This is a genomic window from Roseateles sp. GW821-FHT09G09 (assembly GCF_059415965.1).
In genome coordinates this window covers 312,537-332,339 of the sequence record NZ_JBWKOG010000001.1, presented here as the reverse complement: position 1 = coordinate 332,339, position 19,803 = coordinate 312,537, and the positions used below count along the sequence as shown (strand labels likewise).

Genomic DNA, 19,803 nt, shown 5'->3' with positions numbered 1-19,803 from the left:
TCGGGCTTTGCCCGCCGCTGGTGCAGTGGCACTATCCCGCGTTGCGGGTTCCGCCCGCTCTCGCTACAACCGCAGTGATGCACGACAACGCCCAGGCCCTGCCGTCCCCTCCCACGCCCGGCAGTCCTCACGGGCCGGGCGAGAGCGCCGACGGTTTCGTCCCGCCGCGCGGCTCGCGCGCATCCCTCGGTCGCTGGCTGACCGTGATGGTGCTGGCGGCGGTGGCGGTGGCGCTGCTGATCTCCGCCCTGCTGATCGAGAACTTCGCCCGCGCCCATGCCGAGCGCCGCGCGGTCGAGTCGCTGCGCCAGGTCGCGGTCGATTTCCGCGACGCGCTGGACCGCGGCATGGCGCAGCAGTTCAAGGAAGTGCGGGTGCTGGCGCAGCTCGACCCTTTCCGACGCTTCGACGATCCCGAGGCCATGCGCCGCGCGCTGGACCAGGTCCAGGTCGGCTTCGACCATTTCGCCTGGCTGGGCGTGACGGACGGGCAGGGCCGGGTGCTGGCCTCGGCCGGCGGGTTGCTGGACGGCGTCGACGTCTCCAAGCGCCCCTGGTGGCAGGGCGCGAAGGGCGGGCAGCCCTTCGTCGGGGACGTGCACGCGGCGCTGCTGCTGGAAAAGCTGCTGCCACGCCAGAACGAGCCCTGGCGCTTCGTCGACTTCGCGATCCCGCTGCTCGACCAGCGCGGCCAGCTGCAGGGGGTCTTCGGCGTGCACCTGAGCTGGGGCTGGGCGCGCCAGATCAAGAGCGAGCTGATCGACGCGACGATGGCCTCCCACCAGGCCGACGCGCTCGTGCTGGGCAAGGACGGCGTGGTGATCCTGGGACCCTCGGACCGGGAAGGCAAGCCGATGCCGATCGGCGACGAGAACGGTCAGGGCCTGCGGCATCACGAGGTCGACGGCGTCGACTACTTCGCCGTCAGCGTGCCGAGCCAGGGTTACGGCCCGTATCCCGGTCTCGGCTGGACGGTGCTGGTGCGGCAGCCGGTGGCGGTGGCGCTGGCAGATTATTACGGCCTGCGTCGCCAGATCGCGCTCAGCGCGATCCTGCTGCTGGCGGCGGCGGTGCCGTTGAGCTGGTGGCTGGCGCGGCGCATGAGCCGCCCGCTGAACGAGCTGGCCAACGCGATCGCGCAACGACGTCACCTGAGCGAGGACGCGCTCCCCACCGTCGGCGGCTATCGCGAGGCGGCGATGCTGTCCCATGCGCTGACCGACCTGGCCCACCGGCAGGCCGAGCAGGACCGCTCGCTCGCGGAACTCAACGCGTCGCTGGAACTGCGCGTCGCAGCACGCACGCTGGAGCTGCACGAGGCGCTGCTGCGCCAGGAAGCCAGCGAGCGCCGGCTGCACACGATCGCGGACAACCTGCCGGTGCTGATCTCCTACATCGACGCGGAGGAGCGCCTGCGCTTCCTCAACGCGACCTTCCGGACCTGGATGGGCATGGAGACGGAAGACGCGCTGGGGCGCACCTTGCTTGAGGTGGTCGGGCCGGTGCTGCATGCGCAGCGGCAGCCTTTCCTGAAGGCGGCGCTGGCGGGCGTGCGGCAGCGTTTCGAGACGCGTTCGGAGAGCAACGGCGTGGTGCGCGACATGCTCGCCGAGTACGTGCCCGACCTGCGCCCGGATGGCAGCGTGGCCGGGGTCTACACGCTGGCGACCGACATCACGCCGTTCAAGCAGGTGGAGCGGGAGCTGGACCAGCTCAGTCGCGTGGACCCGCTGACCGGGTTGCCGAACCGGCGGCAGTTCGAGTCCCGCCTGTCCGAATCGATCGCCCGCACGCGGCGCGTCCAGCGGACCATGGCGTTGATGTTCATGGACCTGGACCACTTCAAGCAGATCAACGATTCGCTGGGGCATGCGGCCGGAGACGTGGTGTTGCGGGCCTTCGCCGACCGGGTGCGCGGGACGCTGCGCGAGACCGACCAGCTCTGCCGGCTGGCCGGCGACGAGTTCGTGCTGATCCTCGAGAACCTGCACACGCCGCAGGAGGCGACGCTGGTGGCCCAGAAGGTACTCGACGTGGTGCAGGCGCCACTGACCTTGCAAGGTCAGGCGTTGCGGATGTCGACCAGCATCGGCATCGCCTGTCACGACGGCGGGGCGGAGGACGACGTGGCGCTGCTGGGCCGCGCGGACGATGCGCTCTATGCGGCCAAGGCGGCCGGGCGCGGTGGCTGGCGTCTGGCGGACTGAGGCGGGACCGATGGCGCGCCAGGTACGGTGCCAGATGCCGCGCCACATCCCTCGCCACGGGCGGCATCGGGTGTAATGCGCGCATGGTTGCCCGCTCGACTCCCGCTCCCTCCGCGCCCCAGCCGGCGCCAACACCTGCGCCAACCCCTGCGCTCAAGCCGGCACTCAAGCTCCGCATGCGCGTCACCGTCGGCGACGTCATCGCCATCGGGCCCGGAAAAATCGCGCTGCTGGAAGCGCTCGACGAGACAGGCTCCATCACCGCAGCAGCAAAGTCGCTGGACATGTCCTATCGCCGCGCCTGGCTCCTCATCGCCGAAACCAACCGCGCACTCAAGGAACCCGCCGTCGCCACCGCCGCCGGCGGCGCCAAGGGCGGTGGCAGCGCACTCACCGACTCCGGACGGGCGCTGATCGCGCTCTATCGACAGATCGAGGACTCCGCGCTCGCAGCCTGCAAGACGGAAATCAGGCAGCTGCTCAGGCTCCTCGCCCCCTGAGAGCAACGCGGACGCCGGCAGCGCCGGTGCCCCTTTCCGCTCAATCTCCTCCTCGCCGCTCGGAATTCGCTCCAAGGGGCACCGGCGCCGCCGGCGTCGACACACCGAGGTCCTCGGGCCTTGGCCTTCGTCTTGGCCTTGGCCTTGGTCGTGCGCGCTGCGAGGCGGACCGCGTTCCAGCATCGTGCCGCGCAATATCCTGGGATATATTGCGAGCCTCCTCTGTGTCCACCCGTCGAGGGACTCGCCATGCGCTCGATTCGCCCCGTCCAGATCGCCCGTCGCGCGGCCGTGCTGACCCTCGCGTTGATGGCCGCCGGCCTCGCGCAGGCCGCGGACGTGACCGTCTCCGCCGCCGCCAGCCTGACCAACGCGTTCAAGGAACTGGCACCGGCCTTCGAGGCGGCGCATCCGGGGACCAAGGTCCAGTTCAACTTCGCCGCATCCGACGCGCTGCTCGCCCAGATCGCCAAGGGCGCACCGGTCGACGTGTTCGCCTCGGCCGACCAGGAAACGATGGACAAGGCCCAGCAGCAGAAGCTGCTGGTCGACGGCACGCGACGCAACTTCGTCTCCAACGCGCTGGTCGTCATCACGCCGGCCGAGAACGGCGTGGCGCTGAAGTCGCTCACCGATCTGCAGCAGCCGACCGTGAAGCGCATCGCCATCGGCAAGCCCGAGGGCGTGCCCGCCGGCCGTTATGCCAAGGGCGCGCTGGAGAAGGCCAATCTGTGGACCGCTGTGGAGCCCAAGGCCGTCTACGCGCAGAACGTGCGCCAGGCGCTGGACTACGTCTCGCGCGGCGAGACCGAGGCCGGCTTCGTCTATGCGACCGACGCCTTCGTGCTGAAGGACAAGGTCCGCATCCTGTTCAGCGTGCCGACCGAGACGCCGATCTCCTACCCGATCGCCGTCACCAACGGCGGCTCGAACGTCGACGGCGGCAAGCAGTTCCTGGACTTCGTCGCCTCGGCCGCCGGTCAGGCGGTGCTGGCCAGGTACGGCTTCCAGAAGCCCTGATCGTCCGACGACGTCGGGCCGAGGAGCGCCATCCCCCGTGGAATCCGCCTGGATCGCGCTCGCGCTGTCGCTGAAGGTCGCCGGCTGCGCGACGGCGCTGAACCTGGTGCTCGGCGTCGCGGCCGGCTTCGCGCTCGCGCGCCTGCGCTTCCCCGGGCGCGAGCTGCTGGACGCCGTGCTGACGCTGCCGATGGTGCTGCCGCCGACGGTGGTGGGCTACTACCTGCTGGTCGTCATCGGCAAGCGCGGCTGGCTCGGGGCGTGGCTGTGGGACACCTTCGGCATCAACCTGATCTTCACCTGGCAGGGCGCGGTGATCGCGGCGACGATCGTCGCCTTCCCGCTCGTCATGAAGTCCGCGCGGGCCGCGTTCGAAGGCGTGGATCCGCAGCTGGAGCGCGCCGGACGGGTGCTGGGCCTCAGCGAAGGGGCGCTGTTCTTCCGCGTGACCCTGCCGATGGCCTGGCGCGGCGTGCTGGCCGGCGTGCTGCTGGCCTTCGCCCGCGCGCTGGGCGAGTTCGGCGCGACGCTGATGGTCGCCGGCAGCATCCCGGGCAAGACGCAGACGCTGTCGGTGGCCGTCTACGAGGCGGTGCAGGCGGGCCAGGACGACACCGCCAACCTGCTGGTGCTGATCGTGTCGCTGACCTGCATCGTGGTGCTGCTGGCCGCCGGCCGGCTGGCCGGCCCGAGGAGCGCCGCATGAGCTTCGAGGTCCGCATCCGCAAGCAGGTCGAGGGCGGCGGCCGTCGCTTCGAGCTCGACGTCAGCTTCAGCACCGACGCGCGGCGGACGGTGATCTACGGGCCGTCGGGCGCCGGCAAGAGCCTGACGCTGCAGGCCGTCGCGGGTCTGCTGAAACCCGACGACGGCACGATCTACATCGACGGCCACCCGGTCTTCGACAGCGCGTCGCGCATCGACGTGCCGGCGCGCGAGCGGCGGCTGGGCTACCTGTTCCAGGACTACGCGCTGTTCCCGCAGCTGACGGTGCGGCAGAACATCGCCTTCGCGCTGAAGCGCGGCTGGCGCAATCCCTCGCGCCACGAGGGCGGCGAGGCGGTCGACCGCTGGATCCAGGCCTTCGAGCTGGAACGGGTGGCGCAGCAGCGGCCGCACCAGCTGTCCGGCGGCCAGCGCCAGCGCACGGCGCTGGCCCGCGCGCTGGTGAACGAGCCGCGTGCGCTGCTGCTCGACGAGCCGTTCTCCGCGCTCGATCCGGAGCTGCGCGGCCGCATGCGGGCGGAGCTCGACACCCTGCTCGAACGCGTCGGCGTGCCGATGCTGATGATCACGCACGACCCCGAGGACCTGGCTCGCTTCGGGGACCGGCGCGTGATGCTGCGCGACGGTGTCGTCCGCGACATCGAGTCCGGAGGATCCTGACAACGGTTGTCGCCGGGCCCCTGAGAATCAGGCGTCATGGAGAGCGACGACATGCGGCAGTCAGAGGCGAGCCCCGGCACCGGACCCAGACCGGCAGCCGGGACGGAGGCGGGCGGGGTCAGTCATTGCGACCTCGTCATGAAGGGTGGCGTCACCAGCGGCGTGATCTACCCGCGGCTGGTGGCCGGGTTGTCCGAGCGATACCGGTTCAAGAACATCGGCGGCACCTCGGCGGGCGCGATCGCGGCCGGCGCCAGCGCCGCGGCGGAGTTCGGCCGCCAGCGCGGCCATGTCGGCGCCTTCGATCGGCTGGCGCGCCTGCCGGAGGAACTCGGCGCCGAGCCCCCGGGCGCAAGACCTGGCCCCGGTCGCAACCGGCTGTTCACGCTCTTCCAGCCGGTCCCCGCGTTGCGCCGGCACTTCGAGGTGCTGGCAGGGGCGCTCGGAAAGCCCGCGGGCGCGGCGGTGGCGTCGATCATCGGCGGCATGGTGGCGATGCACGGTCTGGCCGCGTTGGCGGTCGCCGGCGTCGGCGCGGCGCTGCTCGTGCCGTATGTCCGCCTGCTCACGCCGGACGCCGGGACCGGACCCTGGCGGACCTTGGCCGCGGTCGCCGGGTTGGCGGTGATCGTCGTGCTCGTGACGGGCGCGGTGGTCGGCACGGTGCTGGCCCTCTTCGCCCGCAGCCTGCTGCGCGGGCTCAAGGACAACGGCTACGGCCTGTGCAGCGGCCAGACGCAGCGGGGGCAGCCCGGGCGGCCCGGTCAGGACGAGCCGCTTGCGCTCACCGATTGGTTGCACGTCTACTTCAATGAACTCGCCGGCAAGAGCGTCGACGGGCCGCCGCTGAGCTTCGGGGAGTTGTGGGGGCCGGACCCGGCGACGCGCCGCATCAACCTCGAGGTGATCACGAGCGCGGTCAGCCAGCAGATGGTCTACAGCATCCCGTTCCGGCCCGGGACGCCGATGTTCTATTACGACCCGCTGGAGTGGTCGCGGCTGTTCCCGCCGGCCGTGATGACGGCGCTGGCGACCCCGTTGGGCGACGGGCATGACGGACCGGTGATCGAGAGCGCGCAAGGTCGCGCACTGCGACCGCTGCCGCGGCACGGCGACCTGCCGGTCGTCGTCGCGATCCGGATGAGCCTGAGCTTCCCGCTGCTGCTGTCGGCGGTCCCGCTGTATGCGGTGGACTGGTCGCGCACGGCCAACCAGCGCACGCAGGCCGCGGTCCGCGCGGCGGAGACCGCCGAGGTGCGCCGCCGCCTGCGGCTGAGGGCGACGCGGATCTGGTTCTCGGACGGCGGCATCGGCAGCAACCTGCCGCTGCACCTGTTCGACGCGATGCTGCCGCGGCATCCGACCTTCGCGGTCAACCTGAAGCGCCCGCATCCGGACCACGCGATCGAGCCGGGTGATCCGGCCAACGACGGCGGGCGGATCTACCTGCCCGAAGACGACCGCGGCGGCCGCCTGCGCCACTGGCCGGAGCCGGACCTCGTCGACGACTGGGAGCAACGCGCGCCGGCGGCCCGGGAGAAGGCGCCGCTCGCGGGGCTGGCCGGTTTCCTGGGGAGCATCGTCGGCACGATGCAGAACTGGCGCGACGAGATCCTGTTCCCGACGCCGGGCTTCCGCGACCGCATCGTCCAGATCAGCCAGAGGGCCGACGAAGGGGGGCTCAACCTCGCGATGCCCGCCGGCACGATCGCCGCGCTGGCGGAGGCCGGCGGCCTGGCGGCGCAGCGCCTGATCGCGCGGTTCCACCCGTCGGGCGCCGAGGGCGGCGCGGGCTGGGAGAGCCATCGGCGCGCACGGCTGACGACCTTCCTCGGCGTGATGCAACCCGCGACGGTCGGGCTGGCGGCGGCGATGGGCGCGGGTCCAGGCGCAGGGGTGGAGGCGGGAACGGGAACGGGGACGGGGACGGGGACGGGGGCGGGGGCGGGGACGCCGGCCGACTGGCTCGTGTTGCTGGACGCGGACACGCGCTACCAGCGCTCGTCGGCGATGCGGGCCGAGGCGGCGCGGTTCCTCACCGGCCTGGATGACCTGGGCGCCGCGACGCCGCGCAAGCTGTCGGGACCGCCGCGCACGTTGGACGTGGGCTCGCTCAAGCCGATGCCGCAGGTGCGGCTGACGCCGCGGATCTGAGGATCGCCCCCGCTTCTGCCAAGCTTTCCACAGGTCGGAGAGGACTTAACGGCAGCTTGATATCGGTGTACGGTACCGGTGCCAACATCGCGCCGCAACGCGGTCCGATCTCCCTTCGGACCGGTGTCGAGGAGAACGAACATGATGTCCAACGCGAACGTCCGGGGCTCCATCGGCCGGCGGTTGGGGCTGGTCCAGGCCCTGGTACTGGTGATTGCGCTGATCGGATCGGCGATGGGTTATCTGGGGCTGAGCCGCGTCGCGGCGCAGACGGAGTCCATGTACCAGGAGACCATCGTCACCGAGCGGGTGGCCTCCGACTGGTACCGCAACGTCTACAACGGCGGCACGCGCACGACGGCGATCGCGGTGAGCGCGGACCCGGCCCTGGCGACCTTCTTCGCCGAGCAGGCGGCGGAGTCGACGAAGTCCTCCTCCGAGCTGCAGGCCCGGATGGACAAGCTGCTGAACTCGCCGGAGGAACGCGCCGCCTTCGACCGCGTGATCGAGCTGCGCAAGGCCTACATCAAGGTGCGCGACACCCTCACCGAGGCGAAGAAGCAGGGCGACCCGGCGCGGGCGAAGCAGCTCTTCGACGAGCAGTTCAAGCCGGCCGCGGCCGTCTATCTGGAGAGCATCCGCGTGATCGCGCAGCAGCAGCGGGATCAGCTGGACACGGCGCTGAAGGCGCTGGCGGAGACCAACGCGCGCGCACGGACCGCGCTGGTGGTGTTCGGGCTGGTCGCGCTCGCGGCGGGCGTGGCCCTGGCGGTGTGGCTGACGCGTTCGATCACGCGCCCGCTCGCCCAGGCGGCGGAGGTAGCCGATGCGATCGCGCGCTTCGACCTGACGGGCCGCATCGTGACGACGGGCGGCGACGAGACGGGGCAGTTGTTGCGCTCGCTGGGCGAGATGCAGGGCGCGTTGGTGCGTCTGATCGGCGAAGTGCGGGGCTCGACGGACAGCATCAGCACCGCGAGCGCGGAGATCGCCACCGGCAACATGGACCTGTCGGCGCGCACGGAGCAGACGGCGTCCAACCTGCAGCAGGCGGCGGCGTCGCTGACGCAGCTGACGGGCACGGTGCGGCAGACGGCGGACGCGGCGACGACGGCCAACCAGCTGGCCGGTTCCGCGGCGGAGACCGCGCAGCGCGGCGGCGCGGTGATGGGGCAGGTCGTGGCGACGATGGGCGAGATCAGCGACAGCTCGCGACGCATCGCCGACATCATCGGCACCATCGACGGCATCGCCTTCCAGACCAACATCCTGGCGCTGAACGCGGCGGTCGAGGCGGCGCGGGCGGGCGAGCAGGGCCGGGGCTTCGCGGTGGTGGCGAGCGAGGTGCGATCGCTGGCGCAGCGCAGCGCGCAGGCGGCCAGGGAAATCAAGACGTTGATCGCCACCAGCGTGGAGCGGGTGGAATCGGGCTCGCGGCTGGTCAGCGACGCGGGCACGACGATGACCGACATCGTGACCAGCGTGCAGCGCGTGACGGACATCATTGCGGAAATCCGCGCGGCGTCCCAGGAGCAGAGCGATGGCATCAACCAGGTGAACGCCGCGGTGGGCCACCTCGACCAGATGACGCAGCAGAACGCGGCGCTGGTGGAAGAGGCCGCGTCGGCGGCCGAGAGCCTGAAGGATCAATCGCACCGCCTGTCGACGGCGATCGCGGTGTTCAGGTTGACCTGAGGTGGCCGGCGCCGCCCGGACCGCTCGGGCGGTCCGTGGCGGAACGGCCGGCGAGGATCTCGGCTTCGCGCGCCGGCGCCAGGGTGGCGACGAGCTTGCCCGCATCCCAGTCCGCCTCGCGCGGTGCGCTCGCCCAGGCGAGCGTGGCGGCCGCCGTGTCCTGGATCGACCGGGTCGTCAGGCCTGCCGCCATTGCGCGGGCGGCATCGCCGAGCAGCATGCCGCCGACCGCGGGGTCCTCTTCGGGCAGCCACAGCGGCAGCCCGGTCCACGGCGCCACGCCGAGCACGAGCAGCAGGGCGTCCGGTTTCCAGGTGAAGCGGGCGTCGCTGCCCGGTGCGGCCTGCAGGCAGGCGTCGAGCAACGTCTTCATCGACAGACGGGGTCCGACGGCGTTGAACGCGCCGGTGGCGCGCGACTCGGCAAGCGTCACGCAGAACGCGGCGAGATCGCGGACATCGATGACCTGGACCGGCCGCTCGGGCCTGCCGGGCGCGAGGATCTCGCCGCCCCGCGCGACACGCGTCGGCCAATACGTGAATCGACCGGTCGGGTCATGCGGGCCGACGATCAGTCCCGGCCGCACGATCGCGTGCCGATCGGGCAGGGCGCGGACGAGCGCCTCTTCGGCCCGGGCCTTCAACGGCCCGTAGCCGGCGTTGCCCTCCGCGAGCGGCGTCGATTCGTCGAAGACGCGATGCGGCGGGAACACGCCGTACGCCGAGATCGAGGACACCAGCACGACGTGCGGCGTGCCCGTGTCGAGCGCTGCGAGGGTGCGCTCGATCTGCGCCGGGTTGAACGCGGTGCAGTCGATGACCGCATCGAACGTGCGACCGCGCAGGGCGCTCATGTCGCCGTCGCGATCGCCGATGAGGCGCTCCACCTCGGGGAACAGACCCGGGCCGTGCCGGCCGCGATTCAGCATCGACACCGTGTGACCGCGCGCCAGCGCGGCGTCGATGACGTGGCGACCGAGGAAGACGGTGCCGCCGAGGATGAGGAGACGCATGGCAAGGCGGGGATGAGCCGGTGATCGCCTCAGTATCCGCCTTGCCCGCCGTCAGAACGGAAGTTCCATCTTGGTCGCCTGGGCGCTGTCGAAAAGATGCTTCGTCAGCGGATAGTCGTCACTGTCGCTGTTCGTGTAGAACTCGTATTCGCTCCCCTTCGCATCCCTATAGACGAAACGGAAAACGCCGCAGTTCTCCCTGCCATTGAACGAGTAATGGAGGGAGACAGCGAAGTCTTTTTCCTTCCATGCGACCGCATCGAACAGGTCGTATTCCCACGGGATGTCACCGGCCTCGGTGCGCTGGACGAGCTTGGACACGAAGCGTCGGATCTTGTCAGGGAGCATGGTTCGCAGTCCTTCCGGAAATGAGTTGTTCGAGGATCTCTTTGGCAGCCAAAAGCGCTTCGTGGATCTCCACCGAGCTGCGCTTGGAGCGGGATGCCGTGGCAGCGGCCCGAACCGAGTCCTGCAAGAGTTCTTCAACCTCAGCGAGCTTCCCAGACAGCGCCTCCGGGCTGGTGCACGGCGTCGCCGCGCGGAGGAAGGAGCGGCGGACTTGTTGGAGCCCTTGCAGGGCGGTTCCGAATCGCCTGTCGATGACGTCATCGTTGATGCGATCGATCATCAGCAGGCACTCGCTGAAAAGCGCGGCCCGGTCCACCTTTCGGGCCTCTGCCAGCAGCGCCCTCGCCTCGGCGCGGATGCCCTTGGAAATGCTGATCGCCTGCAGCACCTCGGACACCGTGATCAGCAGACCGACGAAGGTCGCCACGCCACCGATGTAGCTGAAGCGATCGAACGTGTCCTTGTCCGACAGCACGTCGACGCGGAAGTGATACGCGGCCCACACGATACCGACGCTGGCGGCGCAGTAGGAGAGCCGGATCCAGTTCTCTTTGAGCAGTTCCATCCGAAAACCTCTTGGCGAGCGCGAAGCCGGCCCCAGCGCAGCGCTGGGCGTCGCGCTGGAGCAGAGGTGAGGAACTCTAGAGAAATCCGATCGCTGAGCAATCGCACAAATGGCGGCACCCGCATGAGCGAATTTGCGTATCGGCAGGCCCACCGATGGGGGAATCGGCGCGCCCGGCGGTCAGTCCTCGTCGACCCGGATCACCTCTTCGGCGGCCTTCAGGTAGGCCAGCGCCGCCTCCGGATTGCGAGCGCCGCGCGCCACCGTCTCCAGGGAGCCGGAGCGGCGCAGCGCCTTGTTGAGCGCCGGCACTTCGTCGCCCAGGGCGCGGGCCGCATCGAGCGCGCGCATCAGGTCGAGCAGGCCGCCGCGCTTCGGACGCGAGACGTCGGGGCAGAGGCGGCGCATCAGCGCCGGCTGCGTGCGCAACGCGTCCGCCAGGGCGATGGCCTCGCGGTCGCGCAGCGGCGCGAGGTGACCGGTGCCGTGCAGGAGCATCGGCGCCATCGCCCGCAGGAGACGGGAAGGGAGGTTGTCGTAGAGCTCACGCAGCAGCGTCGCGGCCTCGTGCAGCTGCAGGCGGATCGCGGCGCGCGCCACCGGCAGCGTCGCCGGGTCGTTCTCGACCTGGTAGCGCCACACGCAGGCGGCGGCGAGGTAGAGCGCGGCCAGCACGTCACCCAGGCGCGCGGACAACAGCTCCATGCGCTTGAGCTTGCCGCCCAGCAGTCCCATCGCCAGGTCGGCGGTGAGCGCGTAGCGGGCCGACAGCGAGGCGATGAGCGTCGCTTCCGCGCGCAGGTCGGCCGGCGGCTGGCCGCGCAGCGGCGTGTGCGCCAGGCTGCGCCAGAGATTGCGCATCACATGACCGACATGACCGACCAGGGCGCGCCCCAGTCGCTCCTCGTCCTGGGTCTGCACGGCCGTCATCTCCTCCAGCACGAAGGGATGGCAGCGGGTCGCCCCTTGGCCAAAGATGATCAGCGCCCGCGACAGCAGGTTGGCGCCCTCCACCGTGATGGCGATGGGCGCGTGGCGGTAGGCCACGCCCAGCAGGTTGCGGGGTCCGGCGATGATGCCCTTGCCCCCGAGCACGTCCATGCCGTCGTTGGCCGCGCGACGGCCTGCCTCGGTGAGCTGCACCTTGAGGATGGCGCTGGCGACGCTGGGCTGCTCGCCGGCGTCGAGCGCGGCGGCGGTGTAACGCCGCGCGGCGTCAGTGGCGTAGAGCCGGGCGGCCATCTGCGCGGTGATGCCGGCGATCGCGTGGAAGCGCCCGATGGGCAGGCCGAACTGCTCGCGCACCTGGCCGTAGCCGTTGACCACGAACAGCGCGGTCTGCTGCATCGCCGCTCCCAGCGCCGGCAGCGAGATCGCGCGGCCGGCGGCCAGGCATTCCATCAGCATGCGCCAGCCCTGGCCGACGCGCTCCTCGCCGCCGATGACCCAGTCCATGGGGACGAAGACGTCCTCGCCGCGGATCGGCCCGTTCATGAAGGCCGAGTCCATCGGATGGTGGCGACGGCCGATCTCCATGCCGGGCGTCGGCACCGGCAGCAGCGCGCAGGTGATGCCGAGTTCCTGCTGCCCCTCGGGCCGCGAGGGATCGATCGCCTGGAAAGCGAGGCCCACCACGCTCGCCACCGGCGCGAGCGTGATGTAGCGCTTGTCGAAGCGCACGCTGAAGCCGCGCACGGTCCGGCCGTCGATCTCGCGTTCGGTGAGCACGCCGCGGTCGGGGATGGAGGCGGCGTCCGACCCCGCATGCGGCGAGGTGAGGCCGAAGCAGGGCAGTTCGCGGCCGTCGGCCAGGCGCGGCAGGTAGTGCTGCTGCTGGGCCGGCGTGCCGTAGCGCAGCAGCAGTTCGGCCGGGCCCAGCGAGTTGGGCACCATCACCGTCACCGCGCAGGCGGTGTTGACGGTGGCGATGCGGGTCACCACCTCGGCATGCGCGTAGTGGCCGAAGCCGAGGCCGCCGTACGCCTTTGGAATGATCATCCCGAAGAAGCGGTGGTCGCGCAGGTATTGCCACACCTCGGTCGGCAGGTCGCCGGCCTCGTCGATCGCGTGGTCGTCCAGCATGCCGACGAGCGTGGTCACCTCCTGGTCGAGGAAACGACGCTCCTCGTCGGTGAGGCGGTTGGGGCCTTGCGCGATCAGCGCGTCGAAGTCGGGCCGGCCCGCGAAGAGCTGCCCTTCGAAGCCGACCGTGCCGGCCTCGAGGGCCGCCCGTTCGGTGTCGCCCATCGCGGGCAAGGCCTTGGAGAAGGGCGCCATGGCCAGGCGCCCGATGAGTCGGTGCAGTCCCATGGGCTGAGCCTAGGTCCGCGCGTTCGACGGGAAGGTCAGCCCAGAGCGCGTGCGCGCGTAGGACGCCAGGCCGCGAGGCGCCGTCGCCGCTGAACATGGACTGCAGAGCACGGACGGCAGAAAGCGGACCGCAGAAAGAGGAAAGCCGGTTGCCACTCTCGTGACAACCGGCTTCTCGGTGTTCTGGTGCGACCGGCAAGAATCGAACTTGCGACTAAGCCTTCGGAGGGCCCAATGATATCCACTTCACCACGGTCGCCGCGGGAAGCGCGCATTCTAGCCTCGTTCTGACCCGTCTCGCCCCGAGTCGCCGCCGTCGGCCCGAACGGAACGATCGCGAACACCTGCGCGACCCTCGCGCAACACCTGCCCCATCCACGTGCCGACCTTGACGAAAGCCCCAGGGTGGGGCGGCAGGGGGCTGGCTATACTGCGCTCGCTTCTGCTGTATCCGATTCGATTCGAGCCACGAGGAATTCATGAGCGGAACCCAGGACCACGCCAACGCCCAGGACACGCACGCCGAAGGACACGACGCCCACGAGGGCCCGATCAAGACCCCCAAGCAACTGATCGTCGCCGTCTTCTTCGCGTTCGTCATTCCGATCGTGATCATCGTGATGCTCGCGAACTACGTGTCCAGCGAGATCAAGCCCGGCGCCGGCGGCACCGGACTCGAGGCGCAGGCGGTCGCCGCCCGCATCCAGCCCGTGGGCTCGATAGAGCTCAAGGACCTGACCAACGCCGCCGCGATGAAGTCCGGCGAGCAGGTTTTCCAGGCCCAGTGCTCGGCCTGCCACGCCACCGGCGCGGCCGGCGCGCCCAAGCTGGGCGACCACGACGCCTGGGGCCCGCGGGTGAAGTCGGGCTTCGACACCCTGGTGCACTCCGCCCTCAAGGGCAAGGGCAACATGGGGCCGCAGGGCGGCGGTGACTTCAGCGACTTCGAGATCTCCCGCGCCGTGGTCTACATGGCCAACCAGGGCGGCGCCAAGTTCGACGACCCCAAGCTGCCCGCCGCGGCCGCGTCCGGCGCCGACACGGGTGCTTCGGCGCCGGCTGTCCCGGCCTCCGGCGCGTCGCAGTAAACAGCGCCCGCCAAAGACACGAAAGCCGACCCGAGGGTCGGCTTTTTCATGGGCGGGTCAGGACTTGCCCGATCCCCCCTTCGGGTCGACGGGGTCCAGCAACACCCCATGACGGGCGATCAGTTCGGCGTGCGTGGCGTTGGACATCGTCCAGCGTCCCGCTTCGAGCGCGTCCGCCGCCGGCCCCATGTCCTGCGTGTGGACCAGCCCGAGGCCGAGATCGGTCTCGAGGAACAGGCGGTCCTGGTCATCCAGCACCGCGCCGGCCACCTGGGCCTCGCGTCCGGTGTGGCTCAGCACACGGCCGTCCGGCTGCAGCCGCCAGATCCAGGGCGCCACCTCGAGCTGCAGGTAGACCCGCTGCGGCCCGTTCTGGAAGAACCAGGCCCCCTGGTCGTCCGAGGCGTAGTTGCGGTCGATGAAGCCGATCAGCTTGTCGTGCACGATGCGGCTGCCCTTGACCGCCGGGAACGGGCCGGCCGCCTGGATGCGCTCGTCGCGCATGTACCAGTCGCCGCGCGCGTCCAGCGCCAGCCAGCCGTAGCAATGCGGCACGTTGGGCCACTTCTTCAAGGCGGCTTCGACGATCGCGTCCATGAGCGTTCCTTTCCGATCGCGGTCCGCGGGAGCGGGCCGCCGGGAGTTCGAGGGGCGCGGCTCAGAGCCGCGTCGAGAGCCAGTCCGTCACGCGCTGCGGCATCGTGCGCACATGCCCGGGCGGCCGGCCTGACGGGAAACCGACATGCCCGCCCTCGCGCGGCTGCCACAGCGTCACATGCGGGCCGACATGACTCTGTTCGGGCAGGCTGTGTGCCGGCACGAACGGGTCGTTGCGCGCGTTCAGCACCAGCGCCGGAATGCGGATCCGGGCCAGGTGCGGCTTGGCCGACGCGCGCAGCCAGTAATCGTCGACGTCCCGGAAGCCGTGCAGCGGCCCGGTGAAGATGTTGTCGAACTCGTAGAGGTTGCGCACGCGCCGCATCCGCTCGGCGTCGAACAACCCGGGATGCTGCTTCAGCTTGCTCATCGCCTTGGGCATCATCGTCCGCAGGAACATCCGCGTATAGACCAGCCCGTTGAAGCCCTTGCCGATCGCGTGGCCGGCGGCCGTCAGGTCGATCGGCGAGCAGACCGAGCAGACGGCCTTGACCGTCGCCGCCGCGCTCTCGCCGGCTTCCTGCGCCCAGCGCAGCAGCGCATTGCCACCCAGCGAGATGCCGACGGCCATCATCGGGCCGCGATGCGCGGCGCGCAGCTGTTCCAGCATCCAGCCGATTTCGAGATAGTCGCCCGAGTGGTACGCGCGCGGCGCGAGGTTGAGCTCACCCGAACACCCCCGGAAGTACGGCATCGCAAAGGCCCAGCCGCGTTGCTGCGCCACCGCCGCGAAGGCCTGCACGTACTGGCTCTCCACCGAGCCTTCGAGACCGTGGAAGAGCACCAGCAGCGGCCGCCCGGCGGGCGCTTCCGCGGCGTCGACGAGATGTTCGACGTCGACGAAATCCCCATCCGGCGTCGACCAGCGTTCGCGGCGGAACTCGGGCGGCGGGCCTTCGTAGCGCCGCGCGAACAGCGCGGGCCAGATCGTCTGGGCATGGCCTCCGGGCAACCAGGGAGGCGCCTGGTACTGCATGGACGACCCTCTCAATGCAGCGTCGTCGGCGCGCCCGCGGACACGATCGACAGCTCCTGCTTCACATCCTGCGAGGTGCCGGGGCTCGCATGGTGCGCGACCATGCGCCAGCCCAGCGCCGTCTTCAGGTAGACATTCGTCGCGACGACCCACGCGCTCTGCACGCCGTCCTCGTCGGTGATCTCGACGCGTTCCAGCACCTGGTGGATCGCCGTCTCGCCGTTGACCAGCTTGCGCTGGCATTCGGGATGAACGGGGATCGCGCCTCTGGCGAAGATCTGCTCGAAGCTCGCCCGGATCGCCGCCGCGCCGACGACGCGCGGCCCGCCGGGATGCACGCAGCAGACCTCGTCCTCGTCGCCCCAGACGGCCATCAGCCGTTCCAGGTCGCCGGCCTGCAAGGCCTCGTAGAACTGCGCTTCGGTGTCCTCCGGAGAGGCCAGCAGCAGGGCGGTCTGAGGCTTGCGCACCATGGGTCTCGTTCCTTGTTCAGGGGAGCGGGCGGCGGTCGACGCCGAGGCCGTCGACCGTCGTGGCTCAGTGACCGGCGGGCAGGTGCTCGCCGGCCTTCAGCTTGTACAGCGTGCCGCAGTACGGGCAGGCGCCTTCGCCGGTGTGGCTCAGGTCGATGAAGACGCGCGGATGGTTGCTCCACAGCGGCATCTTGGGATTCGGGCAGAAGACGACGCCCGGACCTTGCAGGTCCTGGGCGGTGACTTCGACGGTGGCCTTGGGCGTGGTGGTGTTGGCGCTCATGATCTTGTTCTTGAAGGCTTGCTGGGGCTGGCGGTCGGTGGCGGAGACGTCGGGAAGATCCCGCTCAGACCACGCTCAGCCAGTGGGCGTACTTGGGATTGCGGCCGTTGACGATGTCGAAGAAGGCCGACTGGATCTTCTCGGTGAGGGGGCCGCGGCTGCCGCTGCCCAGTTCGATCCGGTCCAGCTCGCGGATGGGCGTCACTTCGGCGGCGGTGCCGGTGAAGAAGGCCTCGTCGGCGATGTAGACCTCGTCGCGGGTGATGCGCTTCTCGACCAGCTTCAGGCCCAGGTCCTCGCAGATCGCGAAGATCGTGTTGCGGGTGATGCCGTTGAGCGCGCCCGCCGACAGGTCCGGCGTGTAGACGACGCCGTTCTTGATGATGAAGAGGTTCTCGCCCGCGCCCTCGGAGACGAAGCCCGACGCGTCCAGCAGCAGCGCCTCGTCGTAGCCGTCCTCGGTCGCTTCCATGTTGGCCAGGATCGAGTTGGTGTAGTTGGACACCGTCTTGGCCTGCGTCATCGTGATGTTGACGTGGTGGCGGGTGTAGCTGCTGGTCTTGACGCGGATGCCGCGCTTGAGGCCTTCCTCGCCCAGGTAGGCGCCCCAGGCCCAGGCGGCGACCATCAGGTGGATCTTGTTGCCCTTGGGGCTGACGCCCAGCTTCTCGCTGCCGATCCAGGTCAGCGGACGCAGGTAGCAGCTGGCCAGCTGGTTCTCGCGGACGACCGCCTTCTGCGCTTCCTCGACCTGCTCGATCGAGAACGGGATCTTCATGCGCAGGATCTTGGCGCTGTTGAACAGGCGCTCGGTGTGCTCGCGCAGCCGGAAGATCGCGGGACCCTTGTCGGTCGGGTAGGCGCGCACGCCTTCGAAGGCGCCGCAGCCGTAGTGCAGGGTGTGGGTCAGCACGTGGATCTTGGCGTCGCGCCAGTCCACCAGCTCGCCGTCCATCCAGATCTTGCCGTCGCGATCGTCCAGGGACATGGGTCTTCCTTTGAGGCCGCGCATGGGCCGGGTGCTGCGAAGTCGGGGATTTTATGCGGCCGGTGTGTCGGCGGGGGCGGCCGATGCGGGCTCCTGGGCGCGGATCAGCGTCCATCGCGCGACGGCCCCGCGTTCCATGACCACGTCCACCGCGTCGCCGCCGGTGTCGGTCCAGCGGTAGGTGTTCTCCTCGACCTTCACGCCCAGCGACTTGCACATGCGGATCAGGTCGATCAGCTTCATCCCGGCGTGCAGCTTCGAGTTCAGCATGATCGCGCTGGACACGTGCCCCAGCGGCGAGGTCTGGGCCGTGCGCATGACACGCATCAGCTGCGAGAACTGCAGCAGCAGGTAGAAGATGACGGCGGACGTGCCCAGGACGGCGCCCTTCCAGCCGAAGAAGTAGGTGCCGCCGACGATGGCGGCGAGGGCGAGGAGGATGCCGACGAGGCGGTTCATGCGGGAGAACTCCGAAGGGGGTGGGACCGAACCCGCGATTGTCGTCGGGCCGCCGCGGTGACGGCTGTGGCGATTGCGGATGCCGACGTCGCCCGCGCCGACGTCGGCGTGGGCGTGGGCGTGGGCGTCGGCGTCGGCCCAGTGCCCGGCACGGCGTCCGTCACAGGGCGCGCAGGATCTCGATGGCGTCCTCGATCCGGGCGACCGGGTGCACGGTCAGGCCGTCGATGGGCTTCTTCGGCGCGTTGGCCTGCGGCACGACCGCGATCGAGAAACCCAGCTTGGCGGCTTCCTTCAGCCGTTCCTGGCCGCGCGGCGCGGGACGGACCTCGCCGGCCAGGCCGACCTCGCCGAAGGCGAAGAAGCCCTTGGGCAGCGGCTTGCCGCGCAGCGAGCTCTGGATGGCGAGCAGCACGGCCAGGTCGGCCGCCGGCTCGCTGATGCGCACGCCGCCGACGGCGTTGACGAAGACGTCCTGGTCCATCGTCGCCACGCCCGCATGCCGGTGCAGCACCGCCAGCAGCATCGCCAGGCGGTCGCGCTCCAGGCCCACCGACAGCCGGCGCGGGCTGGGCCCGCCGCCGTCGACCAGCGCCTGCAGCTCCACCAGCAGCGGCCGCGTGCCCTCCAGCGTGACCAGCACGCAGGAGCCGGGCACCGGCTCGCCGTGCGTGGACAGGAAGATCGCGCTCGGATTGGTGACGCCCTTCAGGCCTTTCTCGGTCATCGCGAAGACGCCGATCTCGTTGACGGCGCCGAAGCGGTTCTTGATCGCGCGGACCAGCCGGTAGCTGCTGTGGGTGTCGCCCTCGAAGTAGAGGACGGTGTCGACGATGTGCTCCAGCACGCGCGGCCCGGCCAGCGCGCCTTCCTTGGTCACGTGGCCGACCAGCACCATCGCGCAGCCGCCGGACTTGGCGGTGCGGGTGAGCTGCGCGGCGCATTCGCGCACCTGCGCGACCGAGCCCGGCGCCGAAGAGAGCTGCTCGGAATACATCGTCTGGATCGAGTCGATGACGCAGAAGTCGGGTTGCTCGACCTCGATCGTGGCGAGGATCTTCTCCAGGCCGATCTCGGCCAGCACGCGCACCTGGGAGCCGTCCAGGCCCAGGCGCCGGGCGCGCATGGCGACCTGCGCGCCGGATTCCTCGCCGGTGACGTAGAGCACCTTCATCTGCCGGGACAAGGCGTCGACCGCCTGCAGCAGCAGCGTCGACTTGCCGATGCCCGGGTCGCCGCCGATCAGCACCACGCCGCCGGTGACGATGCCGCCGCCCAGCACGCGGTCCAGCTCCTCCAGCGAGGTGGGCGTGCGCTCGAAGTCGCGGGCCTCGATCTCGGACAGCGTCGCCACGGGCTGGCTGCGGGCCAGCGCCTGGAAGCGGTTCTTCCCGGCGGCGGGTTCGGCGGCGGTCTCGACGAGGGTGTTCCAGGCGCTGCAGGACGGGCAGCGGCCCAGCCACTTGGCGCTGGTGGCGCCGCATTCGGAACAGACGTAGTGGGATTTCGGAGCAGCCATGAGCGCGATTGTCGCCGCCCGCGCTGTGGACAACCCTGTTGAGAAGCCTGTGGATGCGCGGTGTGCGGGCTGTGGGGGGACGGGGGATGTCCTGTGGGCCACCCAGGGTGGGGATGTGGATGGGTTGTGGAAAAGCGGCCCCCTCCGCTGTGGGTATCCAGTG

General features: G+C 70.2%; 19 protein-coding genes and 1 tRNA gene. 8 read left to right on the top strand and 12 right to left on the bottom strand.

All coding sequences use genetic code 11. The annotated features are described in order from the left end of the window. Positions 1 to 77 precede the first annotated feature (77 nt). From AC07O8_RS01470 to AC07O8_RS01440, 7 genes are all read left to right on the top strand, one after another. Positions 78 to 2,207: a diguanylate cyclase domain-containing protein gene (locus AC07O8_RS01470; protein ID WP_495046356.1), complete on the top strand. Its 2,130-nt coding sequence runs from the start codon at positions 78 to 80 to the stop codon at positions 2,205 to 2,207. A gap of 176 nt (positions 2,208 to 2,383) precedes the next feature. After that, entirely contained in the window at positions 2,384 to 2,707 is a 324-nt protein-coding gene (locus AC07O8_RS01465) for a winged helix-turn-helix domain-containing protein (protein WP_495046355.1), read from the top strand. Positions 2,708 to 2,956: 249 nt separating this feature from the next. After that, positions 2,957 to 3,727, top strand: a complete 771-nt coding sequence (modA, locus tag AC07O8_RS01460; protein ID WP_495046354.1) for a molybdate ABC transporter substrate-binding protein — start codon at positions 2,957 to 2,959, stop codon at positions 3,725 to 3,727. Between the two features lie 37 nt (positions 3,728 to 3,764). Continuing rightward, positions 3,765 to 4,433, top strand: a complete 669-nt coding sequence (modB, locus tag AC07O8_RS01455; RefSeq protein ID WP_495046353.1) for a molybdate ABC transporter permease subunit — start codon at positions 3,765 to 3,767, stop codon at positions 4,431 to 4,433. Further along, entirely contained in the window at positions 4,430 to 5,113 is a 684-nt protein-coding gene (locus AC07O8_RS01450; RefSeq protein ID WP_495046352.1) for a sulfate/molybdate ABC transporter ATP-binding protein, read from the top strand. Before modB ends, AC07O8_RS01450 begins: the two co-directional genes overlap by 4 nt. A gap of 138 nt (positions 5,114 to 5,251) precedes the next feature. Then, the gene (locus AC07O8_RS01445; RefSeq protein ID WP_495046351.1) at positions 5,252 to 7,267 is read left to right on the top strand and encodes a hypothetical protein; all 2,016 of its coding nucleotides are present in this window, start codon (positions 5,252 to 5,254) and stop codon (positions 7,265 to 7,267) included. Between the two features lie 141 nt (positions 7,268 to 7,408). Further along, the gene (locus AC07O8_RS01440; protein WP_495046350.1) at positions 7,409 to 8,962 is read left to right on the top strand and encodes a methyl-accepting chemotaxis protein; all 1,554 of its coding nucleotides are present in this window, start codon (positions 7,409 to 7,411) and stop codon (positions 8,960 to 8,962) included. On the opposite strand, the gene AC07O8_RS01435 is transcribed toward AC07O8_RS01440, so the two are convergent. The 5 genes from AC07O8_RS01435 to AC07O8_RS01415 all read right to left on the bottom strand — a co-directional run bounded on the left by AC07O8_RS01435 (position 8,949) and on the right by AC07O8_RS01415 (position 13,456). Then, a complete protein-coding gene (locus AC07O8_RS01435) occupies positions 8,949 to 9,974 on the bottom strand; it encodes an NAD-dependent epimerase/dehydratase family protein (RefSeq protein ID WP_495046349.1) in 1,026 nt (341 codons plus the stop codon). The genes AC07O8_RS01440 and AC07O8_RS01435 overlap by 14 nt on opposite strands. 51 nt (positions 9,975 to 10,025) lie before the next feature. Then, positions 10,026 to 10,322 (bottom strand): hypothetical protein, encoded by a 297-nt coding sequence (locus AC07O8_RS01430; protein ID WP_495046348.1) that lies wholly within the window; start codon positions 10,320 to 10,322, stop codon positions 10,026 to 10,028. Next, positions 10,312 to 10,887: a hypothetical protein gene (locus AC07O8_RS01425; RefSeq protein WP_495046347.1), complete on the bottom strand. Its 576-nt coding sequence runs from the start codon at positions 10,885 to 10,887 to the stop codon at positions 10,312 to 10,314. The genes AC07O8_RS01430 and AC07O8_RS01425 overlap by 11 nt, the downstream gene beginning before the upstream one ends. Before the next feature lie 180 nt (positions 10,888 to 11,067). Beyond that, entirely contained in the window at positions 11,068 to 13,197 is a 2,130-nt protein-coding gene (locus tag AC07O8_RS01420) for an acyl-CoA dehydrogenase (protein ID WP_495046346.1), read from the bottom strand. A gap of 184 nt (positions 13,198 to 13,381) precedes the next feature. Then, positions 13,382 to 13,456: transfer RNA gene (locus AC07O8_RS01415), tRNA-Arg, on the bottom strand. Between the two features lie 220 nt (positions 13,457 to 13,676). Here AC07O8_RS01415 and AC07O8_RS01410 point away from each other — a divergent pair. Further along, positions 13,677 to 14,285 (top strand): c-type cytochrome, encoded by a 609-nt coding sequence (locus tag AC07O8_RS01410; protein WP_495046345.1) that lies wholly within the window; start codon positions 13,677 to 13,679, stop codon positions 14,283 to 14,285. Positions 14,286 to 14,342: 57 nt separating this feature from the next. On the opposite strand, the gene AC07O8_RS01405 is transcribed toward AC07O8_RS01410, so the two are convergent. From AC07O8_RS01405 to radA, 7 genes are all read right to left on the bottom strand, one after another. Continuing rightward, entirely contained in the window at positions 14,343 to 14,882 is a 540-nt protein-coding gene (locus AC07O8_RS01405; RefSeq protein ID WP_495046344.1) for a DUF2946 family protein, read from the bottom strand. 61 nt (positions 14,883 to 14,943) lie between these two features. After that, positions 14,944 to 15,918 (bottom strand): YheT family hydrolase, encoded by a 975-nt coding sequence (locus tag AC07O8_RS01400; protein ID WP_495046343.1) that lies wholly within the window; start codon positions 15,916 to 15,918, stop codon positions 14,944 to 14,946. An 11-nt stretch (positions 15,919 to 15,929) separates the two neighbouring features. Continuing rightward, on the bottom strand, positions 15,930 to 16,391 hold the full coding sequence (locus AC07O8_RS01395) for a YybH family protein (RefSeq protein WP_431259774.1): 462 nt from the start codon (positions 16,389 to 16,391) through the stop codon (positions 15,930 to 15,932). Positions 16,392 to 16,455: 64 nt separating this feature from the next. Next, entirely contained in the window at positions 16,456 to 16,674 is a 219-nt protein-coding gene (locus AC07O8_RS01390) for a zinc-finger domain-containing protein (protein ID WP_495046342.1), read from the bottom strand. Between the two features lie 64 nt (positions 16,675 to 16,738). After that, a complete protein-coding gene (locus AC07O8_RS01385; protein WP_495046341.1) occupies positions 16,739 to 17,662 on the bottom strand; it encodes a branched-chain amino acid transaminase in 924 nt (307 codons plus the stop codon). Positions 17,663 to 17,713: 51 nt separating this feature from the next. Next, entirely contained in the window at positions 17,714 to 18,121 is a 408-nt protein-coding gene (locus tag AC07O8_RS01380) for a hypothetical protein (RefSeq protein ID WP_495046340.1), read from the bottom strand. 160 nt (positions 18,122 to 18,281) lie between these two features. Further along, entirely contained in the window at positions 18,282 to 19,640 is a 1,359-nt protein-coding gene (gene radA / locus AC07O8_RS01375) for a DNA repair protein RadA (RefSeq protein WP_297530029.1), read from the bottom strand. Between the last annotated feature and the right edge of the window lie 163 nt (positions 19,641 to 19,803).

Bases quoted from the DNA above. Each gene is read 5' to 3' on its own strand.
- AC07O8_RS01400 (WP_495046343.1), bottom strand. From the start codon at position 15,918: ATGCAGTACCAGGCGCCTCCCTGGTTGCCCGGAGGCCATGCCCAGACG.
- AC07O8_RS01420 (WP_495046346.1), bottom strand. From the start codon at position 13,197: ATGGGACTGCACCGACTCATCGGGCGCCTGGCCATGGCGCCCTTCTCC.
- radA (WP_297530029.1), bottom strand. From the start codon at position 19,640: ATGGCTGCTCCGAAATCCCACTACGTCTGTTCCGAATGCGGCGCCACC.
- AC07O8_RS01440 (WP_495046350.1), top strand. From the start codon at position 7,409: ATGATGTCCAACGCGAACGTCCGGGGCTCCATCGGCCGGCGGTTGGGG.
- AC07O8_RS01380 (WP_495046340.1), bottom strand. From the start codon at position 18,121: ATGAACCGCCTCGTCGGCATCCTCCTCGCCCTCGCCGCCATCGTCGGC.
- AC07O8_RS01405 (WP_495046344.1), bottom strand. From the start codon at position 14,882: ATGGACGCGATCGTCGAAGCCGCCTTGAAGAAGTGGCCCAACGTGCCG.
- AC07O8_RS01395 (WP_431259774.1), bottom strand. From the start codon at position 16,391: ATGGTGCGCAAGCCTCAGACCGCCCTGCTGCTGGCCTCTCCGGAGGAC.
- AC07O8_RS01425 (WP_495046347.1), bottom strand. From the start codon at position 10,887: ATGGAACTGCTCAAAGAGAACTGGATCCGGCTCTCCTACTGCGCCGCC.
- AC07O8_RS01390 (WP_495046342.1), bottom strand. From the start codon at position 16,674: ATGAGCGCCAACACCACCACGCCCAAGGCCACCGTCGAAGTCACCGCC.
- AC07O8_RS01430 (WP_495046348.1), bottom strand. From the start codon at position 10,322: ATGCTCCCTGACAAGATCCGACGCTTCGTGTCCAAGCTCGTCCAGCGC.
- AC07O8_RS01465 (WP_495046355.1), top strand. From the start codon at position 2,384: ATGCGCGTCACCGTCGGCGACGTCATCGCCATCGGGCCCGGAAAAATC.
- AC07O8_RS01410 (WP_495046345.1), top strand. From the start codon at position 13,677: ATGAGCGGAACCCAGGACCACGCCAACGCCCAGGACACGCACGCCGAA.
- AC07O8_RS01385 (WP_495046341.1), bottom strand. From the start codon at position 17,662: ATGTCCCTGGACGATCGCGACGGCAAGATCTGGATGGACGGCGAGCTG.
- modA (WP_495046354.1), top strand. From the start codon at position 2,957: ATGCGCTCGATTCGCCCCGTCCAGATCGCCCGTCGCGCGGCCGTGCTG.
- AC07O8_RS01445 (WP_495046351.1), top strand. From the start codon at position 5,252: ATGAAGGGTGGCGTCACCAGCGGCGTGATCTACCCGCGGCTGGTGGCC.
- AC07O8_RS01435 (WP_495046349.1), bottom strand. From the start codon at position 9,974: ATGCGTCTCCTCATCCTCGGCGGCACCGTCTTCCTCGGTCGCCACGTC.
- AC07O8_RS01450 (WP_495046352.1), top strand. From the start codon at position 4,430: ATGAGCTTCGAGGTCCGCATCCGCAAGCAGGTCGAGGGCGGCGGCCGT.
- AC07O8_RS01470 (WP_495046356.1), top strand. From the start codon at position 78: ATGCACGACAACGCCCAGGCCCTGCCGTCCCCTCCCACGCCCGGCAGT.